At 39.2% G+C, this 16,374-nt stretch carries 10 protein-coding genes; 2 read left to right on the top strand and 8 right to left on the bottom strand.

The genetic code is table 11. The features are described 5' to 3' along the window. Positions 1-134: 134 nt before the first annotated feature. Positions 135-1,781 carry an SWIM zinc finger family protein gene (locus HNR63_RS00930; RefSeq protein ID WP_181519493.1) on the top strand — a complete coding sequence of 549 codons (1,647 nt, stop codon included), beginning with the start codon at positions 135-137 and terminating at the stop codon, positions 1,779-1,781. Beyond that, positions 1,778-4,474: a DEAD/DEAH box helicase gene (locus tag HNR63_RS00925; RefSeq protein WP_181519492.1), complete on the top strand. Its 2,697-nt coding sequence runs from the start codon at positions 1,778-1,780 to the stop codon at positions 4,472-4,474. The genes HNR63_RS00930 and HNR63_RS00925 overlap by 4 nt, the downstream gene beginning before the upstream one ends. Positions 4,475-4,593: 119 nt before the next feature. Here HNR63_RS00925 and HNR63_RS00920 read toward each other — a convergent pair whose 3' ends face one another. From HNR63_RS00920 to HNR63_RS13815, 8 genes are all read right to left on the bottom strand, one after another. Next, positions 4,594-7,650 (bottom strand): efflux RND transporter permease subunit, encoded by a 3,057-nt coding sequence (locus HNR63_RS00920; protein WP_181519491.1) that lies wholly within the window; start codon positions 7,648-7,650, stop codon positions 4,594-4,596. 96 nt (positions 7,651-7,746) lie between these two features. Next, positions 7,747-8,718, bottom strand: a complete 972-nt coding sequence (gene galE, locus HNR63_RS00915; protein ID WP_181519490.1) for a UDP-glucose 4-epimerase GalE — start codon at positions 8,716-8,718, stop codon at positions 7,747-7,749. An 80-nt stretch (positions 8,719-8,798) separates the two neighbouring features. After that, complete coding sequence (locus HNR63_RS00910) at positions 8,799-10,127, bottom strand: UDP-glucose dehydrogenase family protein (protein WP_181519489.1); 1,329 nt, start codon at positions 10,125-10,127, stop codon at positions 8,799-8,801. 25 nt (positions 10,128-10,152) lie between these two features. Then, the gene (locus HNR63_RS00905) at positions 10,153-11,373 is read right to left on the bottom strand and encodes a polysaccharide pyruvyl transferase family protein (protein ID WP_181519488.1); all 1,221 of its coding nucleotides are present in this window, start codon (positions 11,371-11,373) and stop codon (positions 10,153-10,155) included. Positions 11,374-11,379: 6 nt separating this feature from the next. Further along, positions 11,380-12,930 (bottom strand): murein biosynthesis integral membrane protein MurJ, encoded by a 1,551-nt coding sequence (gene murJ / locus HNR63_RS00900; protein ID WP_181519487.1) that lies wholly within the window; start codon positions 12,928-12,930, stop codon positions 11,380-11,382. A gap of 13 nt (positions 12,931-12,943) precedes the next feature. Beyond that, on the bottom strand, positions 12,944-13,438 hold the full coding sequence (gene pssE / locus HNR63_RS00895) for a PssE/Cps14G family polysaccharide biosynthesis glycosyltransferase (protein WP_181519486.1): 495 nt from the start codon (positions 13,436-13,438) through the stop codon (positions 12,944-12,946). Beyond that, on the bottom strand, positions 13,435-13,908 hold the full coding sequence (gene pssD, locus HNR63_RS00890; RefSeq protein ID WP_181519655.1) for a PssD/Cps14F family polysaccharide biosynthesis glycosyltransferase: 474 nt from the start codon (positions 13,906-13,908) through the stop codon (positions 13,435-13,437). The genes pssE and pssD overlap by 4 nt, the downstream gene beginning before the upstream one ends. Positions 13,909-13,917: 9 nt before the next feature. Next, entirely contained in the window at positions 13,918-16,359 is a 2,442-nt protein-coding gene (locus HNR63_RS13815) for a glycosyltransferase (protein WP_246316694.1), read from the bottom strand. Positions 16,360-16,374: the final 15 nt, after the last annotated feature.

The following is a 16,374-nucleotide window of genomic DNA, read 5'->3' as shown; positions in this document are numbered from 1 at the left end:
AGCCCTTTCTACATATGGAAATCTACACATCATTTTACCATTTTCATCGCCTTTGTACGATTGATTTGTTCCATTTGTAAACAACAAACACACATGCTAAAATAAGGGCAAATTGATGAAAAAGGAGCTTTCGTATGTTACAGACGATGTTATCGCAAGAAGTGATGACAAAAGCGGCTCAACGTCTCATGAAACTTTTACCGTACAAAAAGCATAGCGACGTCATCAAGCGAGCATGGCAACTGTATCGCACAGGACATGTATATAACGTAACAGTTGAGGAGGATATATTAAAAGGAAAGGTGACAGACCGCGGTCAAACGTATGAACCTTCTTTTCGACTGAAACAAGCGGCCGGCTCGTCTTGTTCTTGCACAACAATCGGGTTATGTCCGCACAATGTTGCGTTATTTTTATATGCGTACAATCAAATCGATGCGGTCGGAAACTTGATTCGGCAATGGAAAGAGCCAAATGCAAAACAAAAACAGACAGGAAGCAAGGAAAAACAGGCGATAAGCGAAGAAAAACAAAAGGTCACAAAAACTCAATCAAATTCAAACATAGAAGATACGACGAAAACAAACGTCGTTGATGCGTGGTGGCAATCGTTTGAAGAACGGTATGGTCGCATGTTTCTTTACGATCTCACAGAGGAAGAACATATGCGCAAGCTCGTTCAATCTTTTTTTTCAACATTCGAACGTCCAACATCAAAAGCACCGTTTTTAGATCATTTTTATTATGTCCATGCCGCCTTATTTACATTTGTGAAACTCGTTCATATCCCACAACATGCATGGGGCTACTCCGCGATCATGCAAGAGCGACATATCACTCAGTTTGTTCCAAAAGTACAACAAGCGATCAAAGACTTAGCGAAAAAGCCGCGTACAAAGCTGCACGAACAACTCATATATGCGTCAATGCCGTACGCACGAAGCATATTGTCAGGCGAATTAACGTACTTTAGACAAATACTAGATGTATATGAAACAATGTGGACATATGTATTCACCGATCCGTCATATCGCGAAGAAGAATGCAACTGGGCGATAAAACAGCTAAATGAGAAAGAAACAGTCGAACAAAAACTACCATTTATCGCTACCGCTTCATACGTATCGTTTTTGCTTGAAAACGATCAGCAAGCTTATCAGCTCATTGAACCGTTTCCATATTTAGCAACGGAACATATCGTCGATTTTATGCATATGTCATTTGCGAAAAAACAAATACAACGCGGAGCTGAGTGGTTTCATCGGCTTGAAAAAAATATGGAATCATACTTACATTCGCTTCGTATGACTGACCGCGATTGGTTTGTTCGCACCGTATTATCTGCGTATAGTCAATACCGCATCGCAACAAAAAGCGACGAAACAGAACGATACGAACAGCTTCTTCAAAAGCTTCTTCCGTATAGTTTTTATATGTACATCGACTACTTATTCGATGAACAAAAATGGAAAAAACTAACCGACTTATATATGCTCGAAAAAGCAACCGTCGATATGATTCCACCATATCATTTGAAATCTGTTGAACAAGCAGATCATTCGCTCGTTTTTCCGCTTTATCATCAAACGATTATGTACTACATCGAACAAAAAAATCGGAGCGCATACGAACAAGCAATCAAACATTTACGAAAACTACGGGCTCATTATCGTGCTTTAAAACAAATGCCTCGCTGGGAAACATATATTACAAAACTCGCTGAACAAACAAAACGATTGCGTGCCTTTCAAGATTTATTACGGAAAGGGAAATTCATATGATGCAACTGGAATTACAAAGCCGCTGGCTTGAGGAACAAAAACAATTTTTCATTTATAGCGACGATACACATCCAAGTAATTGGAGAGACCTCGTCTTTTGTTGGCATGAAGAAACGTTTTATGGCACATTTGCCCCTATCGAGACGATTGGAACACATATTGGCGTTCTCCTTTCTCCTTGGGAAGCGCTCACGTTTTTTGCTTATCCATCCACAAACGAGTTCGTTGACATCATATGGGATGAACAAAGTAAACAATTTCAAGCGTGGGCAAAACAAATTATTGCACATATCGAACAAAAACAGTTTATGCCTGACTTTGAAGCATGGAAAAACGGACAATTCGGCTGGAAAGGAATAGAAGAAGACCATCCGTTCGTTGCTATGTGGCGCTCAGAAGCGATAAACGACTGGATTCAATCTGACATAAAACTAAAAGAAATGTGGGAACAAATCGCGAAAACGTATCCGCTTCTGACAAGCGACGGTGCGCCATTGATGGACGAGCACGATTGGTTAACGGAAATCGGTTGGGATCAAAACCGTCCGCCTTTTGTCGTTGCGATTCGTTTAAACGAACCTAAGGAAGGTGGTGGAGCATGGTCGCTTGAAACGGGGCTCATCGACACAACAACAAACGACATCACCGTTTATCCACATATGCCGAAAGCTTGGCAAGCGTACGCTAGTCACGTCGAACGGGCACAACAACGATGGCAAGCGATCGTCCCGTGGCTGAGCGAAAACGGCGCGTTGCGCAACGAACTAAACGAAGAAGAAGCGTGGCGCTTTTTAGTGGAAGCAACTATTGAACTCACCGAAGCAGGTGTCCGCGTCATTGTACCAGAATGGTGGGAAGTCGTTAAGCAAACAAAACTTCGGGTAAAAGCCCGCGTCAAATCATCATCGAAATCTGTATTCGGATTAGATGCACTGCTTGATTTCGACTGGCGGATCGCCACAAACGGTGTCGAATTGACAGAACAGCAATTTGCGGAACTCGTGGCTCAAAAACGTCGCCTCGTGCGCATTCGCGATCAATGGGTGCAGCTTGATCCTGCGCTTATTCAACGCGTTCAAACGCTAATCAAACAAGCGAAAAAAGAAGGGCTATCTATTCGCGACGTGCTTGCGCAAACACTTGCCGACCAACGAACAGAACAAGATGAACATGATGATCCGATTGACATTGAACTGAACCGTTCGTTTACGTCGCTCATTCAAAAATTAAAACATATCGACCATATTCCGACCGTCCCCGTGCCAAAAACGTTTCACGGTACGTTACGCCCATATCAACAACGCGGTGTCGATTGGCTCGTCTTTTTGCGTCAGTTCGGCTTTGGCGGCTGTTTAGCTGATGATATGGGACTCGGAAAAACGATCCAAATGCTCGCCTATTTTGCATATGTGAAAGAAAATGAAAAACGAAAAGGACCCGCCTTGCTCATTTGCCCGACGAGCGTCATCGGCAACTGGCAAAAAGAATGTAAGCAATTCGTGCCGTCTTTAAACGTTTACGTCCATCACGGAGCAAATCGCGAACACGGCGATGCGTTTGCCGAAAAGGTAAAAAGCTACGATCTCGTCATTACATCGTATAGCTTGGCGCATTTAGATTTTGACGATTTGGCCAGCATCAACTGGGACGTCATTTGTTTAGATGAAGCGCAAAACATTAAAAACGCCCAAACGAAGCAAGCGCGCGCCATTCGCAAGCTGAAAGGACAGCATAAAATTGCGCTCACAGGAACACCGATTGAAAACCGGTTAAACGAGCTATGGAGCATTTTCCACTTTTTAAATCCGGGCTACTTAGGCTCACAAACAGAATTTCAACGCCGCTTTGCGACGCCGATCGAAAAAAATGGCGATCAGCAGGCAACAGAAAAACTACAAAACTTGATTCGCCCGTTTTTACTGCGCCGAACGAAAACAGACGAACGCATTGCGCTTGATTTACCAGATAAACTAGAACAAAAAGAATATTGCCCGCTAACCGTCGAGCAAGCTTCGTTATATGAACAAATTGTGCAACAATCGCTCGAAAAACTCGAACAAGTAGACGGCTTTGCGCGGCGCGGGATTATTTTACAAATGTTAAACAATTTAAAGCAACTATGCAATCACCCTGCGCTTTATTTAAAAGAAGAGCATCCAAAACAAGTCGTTGAACGGTCACATAAACTAGAAAAATTGCTTGAACTTGTCGAACAAATTCGTGAAAACGGGGAAAGTTGTTTAATTTTCACCCAATATATTCAAATGGGTGAAATGATCCAACATGTGTTATCGACACATTTGAAAGAAACCGTCGTCTTTTTAAACGGAAGCACACCGAAACAGACGCGCGACACGATGATTGAGCAATTTCAAAACGGACAGTTTCATATATTCATTTTGTCGCTGAAAGCAGGCGGCACAGGGTTAAACTTAACCGCCGCAAATCACGTCATCCATTTTGACCGTTGGTGGAACCCTGCCGTTGAAAATCAAGCGACAGACCGTGCGTATCGCATCGGGCAAACGAAATTCGTCCATGTGCATAAATTCATTACAACGGGTACAATTGAAGAAAAAATTGATGATATGCTCGAGAAAAAACAAGCGCTCAATGAACAGCTCATCCAAAGCGACACGTGGATTACCGAAATGTCGAACGAACAATTGCGTGAACTATTTACGCTTTCATGAGGTGAAACATGGCAAAGAAAAAAGGAACGAAACAACAAACGTTATGGGAAAAACTGCTTGAACAAATGGCAAAAAAACTAGCAGAGCGAAAAAAATAAACAGCCGGCACGACCGGCTGTTTATTTTTGAATGTAAAACTTTCTTGGTAACGTAAAGCTATATACAATCGGGATAATAAATAAAGTTAAAAAGGTGCTGCTGATTAATCCGCCAATGACCGTAATCGCCATCGGTTGATTGAGTTCTGCTCCGTCACCGATACCAAAAGCAAGCGGCAACAAACCTAAAATCGTCGTTAACGCCGTCATTAAAATCGGTCGAAGACGAAGTTTCACCCCTGTGACAATAATATCTCGCTCCCCGCGCGCACGCATCTGGTTCATGTAGTCCACAAGCACAATCGCATTGTTCACGACAATGCCCGCAAGGACGATGCCACCAATAATGACCATAACGCTCATTGGCGTTTGTGTTAGCCATAATCCAGCTGTAATGCCGATGATCATGAGCGGAATGGTAAACATAATAATAAACGGATGTTTAAACGATTCAAACTGCGCTGCCATAACAAGATAGACGAACGTCACCGCCAACGCAAACGCTAACGCTAAATCATCAATCGACGATTCTAATAGCTCCCGATCGCCGCCGAAGACGATGTCCGTTTCAGACGGAAGATCGAGCTTGGCAATTTCTCGGTCAACAAGGGCAGATATATCACTCAGCGTCACCGAGCTTTTATATTTCACTGTAAACTGTACCGCGCTTTGCTCATTTACGCGCTGAATTTGGACGCGGCTTTTTCCAACTGTAACCGAGGCGATATCGCCGAGTTTCACAAACGAACCGTCCGGCTTTTTCACAAGCAACTGCTTTAAGTCGGATACAGAATTTTTCACGTTTTCATCGTATTCGACCGTCACATCGTACACGTTCGCAGATGCGTCAATGATGCGCGTCGCTGTCATTCCGCGCGTCATTTGTTGGGCAACGACCGCCACTTGCGCAGGTGTCAGTCCATGCTGCAACGCTTTATCGCGATCGATCTGTACTTGAATTTCATCGACCGTTTCTGATAAATCTGTCGATACTTCTTTCACTTCTTTTAATGCCTTCACTCGTTTTTCAATTTGGCTAACGACTTTCTTTAAGCGCCGTTCATCCGTATCTTTTACACTAAATATTAACGTATTTGGCGCACTTCCTGTCGACGCTTGCAAGTTAAACGATACTTCCGCAGTTTGATTCACGTTTTTTACCGCTTGTTGCACGGGCGCTTTTAATTCGTCAACGACGACGAACACAGACCGATTTCGCTCATCTTTCGGCTTCATTTTCACATATATTTCAGCGACGTTGCTTTGCGTCGTCCCGCGAAACGACTGTTCTTGCGTTGAACCGATGAGACTGACGTACGTTTCAATCTCATCGACTTTCTTTAACTCATGTTCAATGGCCGCAACGACGCGCTCTGTCGCTTCTAAAGCATAGCCGTCATCCGTTTGCACGCGAATGGAGAAAAATCCTTCATCTGTATTCGGTAAAAACTGCATGCCTACTTTCGTTAACCCGACAACACCGACGCCAAGCAATCCAACCGCGAACAATAACACGATCAAACGATGGCGCAATGCCCAACGCACACTTTTTTCCAGCGCGCGCATCGGGGCAGAAGATAATCGCGCTTCTTCCCGATAACGTCTGCGCGGACGTAGCCAACGGCTCGCAAGCATCGGGACAACCGTTAACGCGACAAATAACGAAGCAAGCAAACTAAACGCAATCGTTAACGCAAATTCGGTAAACAAATCACCAATTAATCCGGTAATAAACAATACAGGAATAAATACAGCCACGCTCGTCAACGTCGAGGCGACAATGGCGCTTCCGACTTCGCTCACCCCGTCTTTTGCCGCTTCTTTCGGCTCTTTCCCCATCGCTAAATGGCGCGAAATATTTTCGATGACGACGATCGAGTTGTCGACAAGCATACCGATTCCGAGCGCTAATCCGCCAAGCGTCATAATATTTAACGTAAAGTCGGAAAAATACATTAAAACGAACGTCACAATGACGGAATACGGAATGGCGATGCCGATAATAATCGGGCTTTTTATATTGCGTAAAAATAAAAACAACACAGCCATCGCAAACGCGCCACCTAAAACGAGCGACTGGGCAATATTGCGAATCGTCCGTTCAATAAACTCCCCTTGGTCAAATAAAATATCGACATGGACGTTTTTAAATTGTTCTTTTTTCAATAGCTTATCTAGCTGCTTTTGAAACGATTGTGACACTTCTGCCGTATTCGCATCTGCCTTTTGCAGTACGCTCATGAGCACAGATGGTCGTTCATTCGTTCGCGTAATCGTTTGTTGCTTTGGTGAAACGAGCTCAACTTTCGCCACGTCTTGTAGACGAATGCGTTCATTCGTCAACGGATTGATCGCAATAACAAGCTTTTTTAAATCATCAACCGATTGCACGGTACTTAAAATGCGCGTCGACAATTGCCGCTCATCGATGACAACTGTTTCACCCGGAAGCGACACGTTATTGGCTGAAATCAAGTTAGCGATATCTTGTTGCGACAGGCGATATGTACGAAGTTTATTTTGATCAACGAGCACGCGCACCCGTTTCGTTAACGTGCCCGATACGTTCACGCTCGCCACACCTTCTGTTTTTGCAAGCTCCGCTTTTAACTGTTGCGCTAATGCGTTCAACTCATCCGTCCCGTCTTTGCTCGTTAACGTCATTTGAATGACCGGAAACTGCGATGGGTCAAACTTTAAAAATCGCGGCTTTTGCACATCATCTGGAAGTGGTGCTTGATCGATGCGCTGCATCACATCATTTTGCATCTCATCAATGACTGTCGCCCATGAAAACTGCAATAAAATGAGCGCCGAGCCTTCTTGGGATGTTGACGTCATCGACTTTAACCCCGGCAACGTCGCTAAACTGCTTTCTAACGGCTTCGTCACTTTTTCAAGCACTTCCGTTGGCCCTGCCCCCGGATACGTCGCCACAACAACCCCAACAGGTGGCTGAATATCTGGAATTAACTTCATCGGAATATTTAATAACGATACCGCCCCTAAAAGAATGACGATAATCATCGACACAAATGTCAGCACAGGACGCCGAATCGAAAAATGGCTAATGCCCATTATATCTCCCCCCATGTTTGTTCTAATGATAGAGTAACGAACACATAAATCCATTGTCAAATTTGGGAACAAACGAAAAAAGAGGCTGAAACGTATTCAACCTCTTTGCTTACTATGCCAATTCCAAGCGGTTTTAATGATGTCCTCTAACGAACGTGTCGCTTGCCAACCGAGTTCGCGGGCAATTTTTTCGGACGAAGCAACAAGGCGAGCCGGATCTCCCGGACGGCGCGCTGTATATTCAATCGTTGCTTTTTTCCCTGTCACGCGCTCGCACATGTCGATCACTTCTTTCACCGAATAGCCGAGCCCGTTGCCAAGGTTGTATACAGCCGTCTTTTTCTCATCAGAAAGAAGGGCATGCAAAGCGAGAATGTGCGCCTCCGCTAAATCCATCACATGAATGTAATCGCGAATACATGTGCCATCTGGCGTATCGTAATCTGTGCCAAACACTGAAATTTTATCGCGCAATCCGAGCAAATGTTGCAAAATAAGCGGAATTAGGTGCGTCTCTGGGTCGTGATCCTCCCCAATGTCGCCACTTACATGCGCACCTGCCGCATTAAAATAGCGCAACACAACGTAACGTAAATCGTACGCTGATGCAAAATCAGAAAGCATATGCTCAATCATTAACTTCGAGCGACCGTACGGATTAATTGGAAGCGTCGGACATTGTTCTGTAATGATATCGACGTTCGGAATGCCATACACCGCAGCTGTCGACGAAAAAATGAAGCGCTTCACTCCATATTCCATCATCGTTTCTAATAACGTTAACGTCGCTGCCACATTATTTTTATAATATTTCATCGGATCGACAACCGACTCGCCAACTAAACTATTTGCCGCAAAATGCATGACCGCATCGATCGGATATTTTTCAAAAATGCGCACGAGCGCTGCCCGATCACCTAAATCGCCATGCACAAACACCGCTCGTTTATCGACTAAATACCGATGTCCTGTCGATAAATTATCAAGCACAACGACTGAGTTTGTTTCCACTAACTGTTTGACGACGTGGCTACCGATATACCCTGCCCCACCAACGACTAAAATCATACACAAACTCCTTTCATCGCAATCGCTTTCGATGTGAACATTCGATTATTTTAGACAAGTCGATCTCTACCATATAATAGCTAAAAAGAAGCCGTAAACACATTATTAATTACAGGTCTTCCAACGGAATAGTACTCCACTTTATATTTTTGTACTTCTTTTAAAGAATAACAGTTTCGTCCATCAAAAATAATTGGTTCCTTCATTTGTTTTTCATATGTTGTAATTGGCAGTTGTTTAAATTCTTCCCACTCTGTCAAAATGAATGCCGCATCAACACCTGTTAAAGCCTCTTCAACACAACTTGCATACTGTACGTCAGCAGGTAATACTTTTTTTGCATTGTCCATCGCAATAGGATCAAAGGCGACAACCTCAGCACCTTCATCAATTAACTTTTTAGAAACGACAATCGACGCAGCTTCCCTCATATCATCAGTATTTGGTTTAAAAGCTAAACCTAATATTGCAAATTTTTTACCTTTTAAACTGCCAAATCGTTTTTTAGCTTTTTCTATTAAAAGTAACTGTTGTTTATTATTTACATTAATAACTGCTTCTAGTAATTCAAATTTATGTTGCACGTCTCCTGCAATTTGTACGAGTGCACGAGTATCCTTAGGAAAACAAGATCCTCCATAGCCGATTCCTGCTTTCAAAAATTGACTACCAATACGTTGGTCAAGCCCCATACCGTAAGCAACATCTTCTACATTTGCTCCAACTTTTTCACAAATATTTGAAATCTCATTGATGAAACTAATTTTTGTCGCCAAAAAAGCATTTGAAGCATATTTAATCATCTCTGCGCTTCGGATATCCGTCTTTACAACAGGTAAACCAAAAGGTTTATTAATTTCTTCTATAATTGCAGCAGCTTTCTCATTTTGAGCACCAATGACAATGCGATCGCCATGAAACGTATCATAAATTGCTGAACCTTCCCTTAAAAATTCTGGGTTCGATACAACATCCACTTGAACATTTTCCTTTTTATGTTCGTTAATAATATTATAAATTTTTTCATTTGTTCCAACTGGTACTGTACTTTTTGTGACAACAATCGTGTCTCGAACAATATGCTCTGCAATTTGTTTAGCAACTTGTTCCACAAATTGTAAATTAGCAGAACCATCTTCTTTTTGCGGTGTTCCGACAGCGATATAAATGACTTCTGCATCAGCAAAGGCTTGCTTGGTATTAGTGGTGAAATGTAGACGGCCTTGTTCCATATTTTTTACCATAAGTTCTTCCAACCCTGGCTCGTAAATAGGAGATTTTCCTTTTTTCATCATTTCTACTTTTTTTTCATCTACATCTAAACAAGTGACTTCATGTCCAATATCTGATAAGCAAACTCCGGTAACTAGACCAACATAACCTGTTCCAACAACAGTTATTTTTCTCATTTCGATTCGATCCTTTCTTAAAAATTTAATTTTTTAGTTCAGAAACAAATTGTGCAGGGCTTTCAGCCTGTTCAACAACAACCGGAATATGCGATGCTAAATGGTTTTTTAAAGCTACTCGATTGTTCCAACATTGTTCAATAACATGGACGATATTTTCTGGTGTAATATCGTTAATATCTAAAACATATTCTCCTAATTGTAATAGTTCCATAATTCCTTTCGTTTTATGTTCATAGTTAATGGCGACTGTTGGTACTTCCGAAGCTAACGCAAAAATATTTGAATGCATTCTAGTTCCGATAAACATATCCATTTTCGAGTAAAAATACTTTAATTCTCTAGGATGAAGATCACAATCTATTAACTCGGCATTTATGTCGGAAAGCTCCCTCAAAATCTCCCTACTTATAATTCGATCATCATTAAACGGATTCGGTCCTAAAACTTGAGGCATAAGCAATACTTTCCCATTATAATTGTTCTCAATAAATTTTATTGCTGTTCGAATGCTCTCAATATATTTTTGTCTATGATACACCTTGTTACTTACCTCTGGAAAATTCCAATCACGAACCGTCATTCCAATATACGGACCGTTATGCTGCTTTTTTATATTTTCAAATAGCTGATCCACTCGCTCAGATTGCTCAGCACATAAACAAAACGCTGCATCAGGAACAACATAAATGTCTTTATGATTGCAACCAATTTCTTGTAACCATCGTTTTGATATTTCTTCTCGAATATATATTCTTGTAACCCGATTTAATATATTTTTAGCAACCTTCTGCATAAACCGGTTGTAAAAAGGACCAATCGATTGAGAATAAATAACAACAGGCTTGTTATAATCAAGTGCTACTTTTATTTGAACGAGGTGTTGTAACAAAGCTACGCTAAATCCGTGGGAAAGCAAAAAGCCTCCACCGCAGCTAATGACAACATCTGCCCACTCATAATCTTCGGCATAAGGAATATGTTTCGCATCCCCTACTAACAGTTTTAATAATTTTATGGCGCTTCCTAATTTGTATATTTTACTTTTTTTTGGATCAATCGATACATTTGCCACACAAGAGGAAACGGGGACATCATATGCTTTCATGTCGATCTCCGGAAAACGACTTTTAATTTTTATTTGGCAATTGGGGATATGTTTTTGTAAAGAATCGATCATTGAAAGAATGATGCCAGCATCACCTTTGTTTTTGGACGAATGGGCATTAATGATTAAAACGTTCACGTCTCATCATCCTTTTTTTAATTTTTTAAGTACAGTATCTCTCATAAAAATCGTTAATATTTCAACCTTAAATGCTAACAAAAGTAGGACAAAGATAAAATAGTACAAAGTGAAACAACTGACCAAAAAAATAAACTTCGTCACAAATGTTTCATAAAAATGAAGATGAAAGATAGAAAAATTGTTCTTTAGTAATATGAAAAGAGCGGCTGGAGCAATTGAGCATATTAAAATTTTTAACATGTCCGTGTAAAACGCTTTGAACTTCCACACATTTGGTATTAATTTATTTAACCTTAAAGTAATTATCCATGCTGAAACAGAAACAGCGAGTGACAACGAAAGACCTAACCCCGGGAGTCCGATCATTTTCACAAATATATAGCTTGATACCATGTTAAAAATAAGGCTTAATATAATAATATTTGTCGGAGTTTTTGTATCCCCAAAAGCATAAAATGTGCGAACAACAATATCCCGAAAACTTGCTGCTAAAATGGCAATGGAGCTATAAAAAAATACTTCAGAAGTCAAAATAGTCGCTCGCCGATCAAATTCCCCTCGTTCAAAAAGAATGTGAATTATTTCCTCGCTAAATAACATACATATCCATGTAAGTGGTGCCATAAATAAAAAAACACTTAAAACACTTTCTCTTGTGACCGTACCAACCTCATCTAACTCGTCTTGTTGAACAAGCCTCGATATTTTTGGAGCTGTAACAGAAATAATGCTCGTCACAAAAACACCAAGGATTAATGTTCTTAGCTTGTATGAATACATTAAGGCGGAAATGCTCCCTTCTTCGAGAGTAGAAGCTAACAGTCGATCAACGATAGCGTTGAATTGGCTAAACATCGTACTAACAAGAAGAGGCATGAGAAGAATCATAAACTCTTTCGTTGTAACATCAAAAAAATGAACAACCCGAAAAGAGTATCCGATTTTACTTAAGCTCCAGTATAAAATGATAAATTGAATGAAAAATGCAATAAATGTAATATAAGACACTCCAAAAATACCAAATGTATCACCAAATAACAACAAGTATAAAATGATGAGTAAATTATTAGGTAAAATGCTAGCAGAAGGTAAAAAGTATTGGTCAAAACTGTTCAGCATCACCGTATATATTTGAATAGCTATAACAAGGAAAGAAACCGGAAATAAAATTTTCAGCATATGGGCTGCTAGTATTTTTCCTTCTCCATTCATTCCTGGAGCCATTAAAGAAACAAACACATCTCCTCGTAACAATATAAGCATATACATCAAAACAAAAATACTAAAAAATAAAACTAAAACTCGATTCGAAAATAAAAACCCTTTCTTTTTGTTTTTACAATGTTTAATGAACGTAGGTAAAAATACACTACTTAAACTCATCGAGAAGGTAACAGCTAACATAGAAGGAGTCAACGCCACAAAGTAAGCGTCTGACTCCAAAGATGTTCCAAAGCGGTATGCGATGAGCGTTTCTCTTAAAAAGCCAAGAATTTTACTGATTAAAGTAACAATAAAAATAAATGCTCCCGCTTTTAGTAATCTATTTCCCATGACAAAAACCCCATTATTTTAAATCTTTGTTTAGCTCATCTAAATAATTGCTGATAGACTGTAATAAACGACTATTATCGAAATTGTATGAGGCGTAATGCCCCACCTTTGCTTTTTCGATTTTCTCCCCGAGCTCCTCTATATGATATACCGGTTCGATAAAGTTTTTAGCCGCAAACAGCTGTGCAATCTCGAGCTGATGATCATCAACATGCTCTTTATATTTTGCTAAACGAGGGACAACTACAACCTTTTTCCCATACTTCAAACATTTAATAATTGAACTTGTTCCGCTATGCGTTATAATGAGATCACTTTCTTGAATATATTTTTCCATCTCTTCCGCACTAATAAAGGGGAAAGAGCGAAAATGTTTCGGTGTATACTGTGTATAACCTACTTGAGCAACAATCGAATCACGAATAACATTTTGTTCGACTAACTCATCCAGTTTTTTAAATAGCCTGTCGAAAGGAAACCGTTGTGTACCTACTGTGACAAAAATCAATATATAACACCTCGATATTTCGCTTTTGGATAATATTCTCTTAACTCTTCCCACTGAATGTAAAAGCGATCAGCAAATTTATATACCACTCTACCAGTTAATGTTGGTGAATGGATTTTAGCAAAGCTTTCGATATAAACAATTTTCTTACCCATCATCTTTCCAAATAAACAAGTGGGAATAACCGCTCCTGCTCCGGTTGTTATAACAACGTCTGGTTTTTCTTTAATTAAAATAGTTATCGATCGGAAGACATTACTTATAAACTGAAATAAAAAGAAAGGATTTTTTCGATCTTGCTGCATTAAAAAATACGTTTGATGTTTCTTAGGTAACGACATACTCATCTCGCTTTTTTCTGTTACAATAAAATACTCATATTTTTTTACAATAGGGATAAGCTGCAACAATTGAGCTAAATGTCCCCCTGTTGAGCTAATTAAACAAACTCTTAGTTTTTCTTCCGCCATCACTCATCATCACCTATTTTTTATAAGTTCATTGTATACTTGTTCTAAGTCATGTAATAACACATTTAAATCAAATTTATTTTTTACTTTTTCTTTATTTTTTTCTCCCATTCTTTCCCTCAAATCTTTATTTATAATGAGGTTTTCTAACGCTAAAACGATAGACTCGGTATCTCCCGGTTGAACTAAAAATCCATTTTCTAAGTGCTTAACCGCTTCAGGAATTCCTCCTACCGGCGTGCTTACGATCGGCAATCCGAAGTCCATCGCTTCTAATATAGCCATCGGCAACCCTTCGTTATAAGAAGGTAATACAAAAATATCTGCCTTCTTTAACAGCTCTGTTTTCTCATTCCCGCTAATCCAACCTAACACTTCGATATAGTTTTGTAATTCATATTTTTTAATATACTCCTCTACCTTCTCGATCTCTCCATCTCCAGCTAACAGCAATTTAAACTTTAACTTTCGATCTTTCATCACACGTGCACATTCTAATAAATCGTAAGTTCCTTTCCGTTTTCCTAACCGTCCCAGGAACAAGCAAATAGGTACATCGTTCGCTCGTGTTCCCGTAAAGTGAGATAAATGTACTCCGTTGTACAAAATTTTAATTTTATGTTCGTTAGCTATTTCACTAAAGAATTTCTTCCATTCCTCTGACAAAACAATGAGCTTATCTGCTTGGTTCAACACATACTTAACATATTTCTTCTGGACATTACTTAAGCTCGCATAAAAATCTTTAAAACTTGAACCGTGAATATGAACAATTGTTGGCACATGAAATATTAGCTTTGTAAGCAAAATAAATATTGATTTCCTGTAAAAACTTCCTTTGTAAGACATATGAATATGAACAACATCTGGTCTATTCATAAACATTTTGTACAGAAATTGAAAGAAACCTTTTAAAAATATTTTCAGTCTATCCCTTTTACTTCCTGTAATATATGTTTCGACCATATCTAAATGAAACTTTTCAGATATGAAAGAATCGCGTATATTATGAATAACTGTTACGATCCCTCCTTTATCTTTTAAGGAAGAACCTATCGTTAAAACGGTTGGCTTCATGTTGTCACCTTTCTCTTTCATTGTTCGATCGGCTATCGAAAAACATACTCCTAAAACTGAAAAGATAAATATATATTGTGGACCGCTGTTATAAACTTGTTCTCCAAACGACTCAATAAAGCTTTGAATAATAACGAGTAATCCAAAAAACAGGAAAGCTTTTTCTTCTAATTGACCTTGGTGATGTCGCTTATAAGCTCTATAAATAAACATAAACATAGCAAAGAAAATGCTCAATAATAAAACGGCACCGATAAACCCAAATTCCCCCATTATTGCTGGCCAATACGTATCTGTTGCCCACTTCGGATCTTTTGAATAAAGCCCATAAATTTTATCAAGACCATATTCGAAATAAACAGGACTGTAATGTTCTCGAGCGGTCCAACTCCCATAACGACCTAACCCAACACCGAAAGGAAATTCTTTATAAGCAATTACAAATCCAAAAACATATAAAGCTTTTCGAGCAGATTCAGTATAATCAACAGCAATGTATCGCTGAATAGTTAAAACAGTTAAATAACCGGCTACGATGATAAAACTTGCAGCAACAACAATGCCAACAAAAATAATCCACCAAAACTTCCTGTTATCTTTATACTTTTTTAAAGAAAATAATCGATAGTAGCTTACAAAGGAAAAAATAGTATTTACAATTAAACCTAAAACCGTTTTAAAACGAAAAGATAAAAACGATGCAATAAATGCTCCAATGGTCAGCAATCCATCTTTCTTTTTCCGTATCACCTTATACTTTGCTAGCAAATATAAGCTAACAAATCCCATATACCACCCGTACACACCCGGATGATTAAATATTGACTGTATACTCACCATTCCCATACGAATGTCAATTCGTTCATTTGTATGAAGCAAACTCCTTAAAAATTCAGGGAAAATCATATCAACGATACTAAAAAAAATGACTACAATCGTCACATTTTTAAATACGGTCACAAACTTTTGAATATCTTCTTGTGTGAACGAAATGGAACGAATAATGTAAAATACTAAAAAGCCTTTGAAAGTTAAAAACGCTCCTTGAAGCATAATATGAAATGGAACTTCATTAGCAATACTAGAAATCATACCTATTAATAACATTATTAACAACGATTTCGCAATATAATCTCCCTTTAAACTATAATTGTGGCTATTAAAAAGACGAAAAACATATGGCAAGCCTAAGATAATGACAATTTCATCAAAGTAATTCACCATTTTCCCAACGGAATGACTCAACATATTCACATTTTGAAAAAACACGTCTTGAAACAATAGAAAAACAAATAAAAAAGGCAAAAATTTTTTTATATTTGTTTGATCTTTATATAAAAGAATGCTTTGGAAATACTCAATTTTTCGCTTCATTTCGATGCTCCTCTC

The organism is Anoxybacillus ayderensis (genome assembly GCF_013761015.1).
GTDB classification, from domain to species: Bacteria; Bacillota; Bacilli; order Bacillales; family Anoxybacillaceae; genus Anoxybacillus; species Anoxybacillus ayderensis.
Note: the sequence above shows the minus strand (reverse complement) of the source record. Positions and strands in the feature narration are given on the sequence as shown.

Bases quoted from the DNA above. Each gene is read 5' to 3' on its own strand.
- HNR63_RS00930 (WP_181519493.1), top strand. From the start codon at position 135: ATGTTACAGACGATGTTATCGCAAGAAGTGATGACAAAAGCGGCTCAA.
- pssD (WP_181519655.1), bottom strand. From the start codon at position 13,908: ATGGCGGAAGAAAAACTAAGAGTTTGTTTAATTAGCTCAACAGGGGGA.
- galE (WP_181519490.1), bottom strand. From the start codon at position 8,718: ATGATTTTAGTCGTTGGTGGGGCAGGGTATATCGGTAGCCACGTCGTC.
- HNR63_RS00910 (WP_181519489.1), bottom strand. From the start codon at position 10,127: ATGAGAAAAATAACTGTTGTTGGAACAGGTTATGTTGGTCTAGTTACC.
- HNR63_RS00920 (WP_181519491.1), bottom strand. From the start codon at position 7,650: ATGGGCATTAGCCATTTTTCGATTCGGCGTCCTGTGCTGACATTTGTG.
- HNR63_RS13815 (WP_246316694.1), bottom strand. From the start codon at position 16,359: ATGAAGCGAAAAATTGAGTATTTCCAAAGCATTCTTTTATATAAAGAT.
- HNR63_RS00925 (WP_181519492.1), top strand. From the start codon at position 1,778: ATGATGCAACTGGAATTACAAAGCCGCTGGCTTGAGGAACAAAAACAA.
- murJ (WP_181519487.1), bottom strand. From the start codon at position 12,930: ATGGGAAATAGATTACTAAAAGCGGGAGCATTTATTTTTATTGTTACT.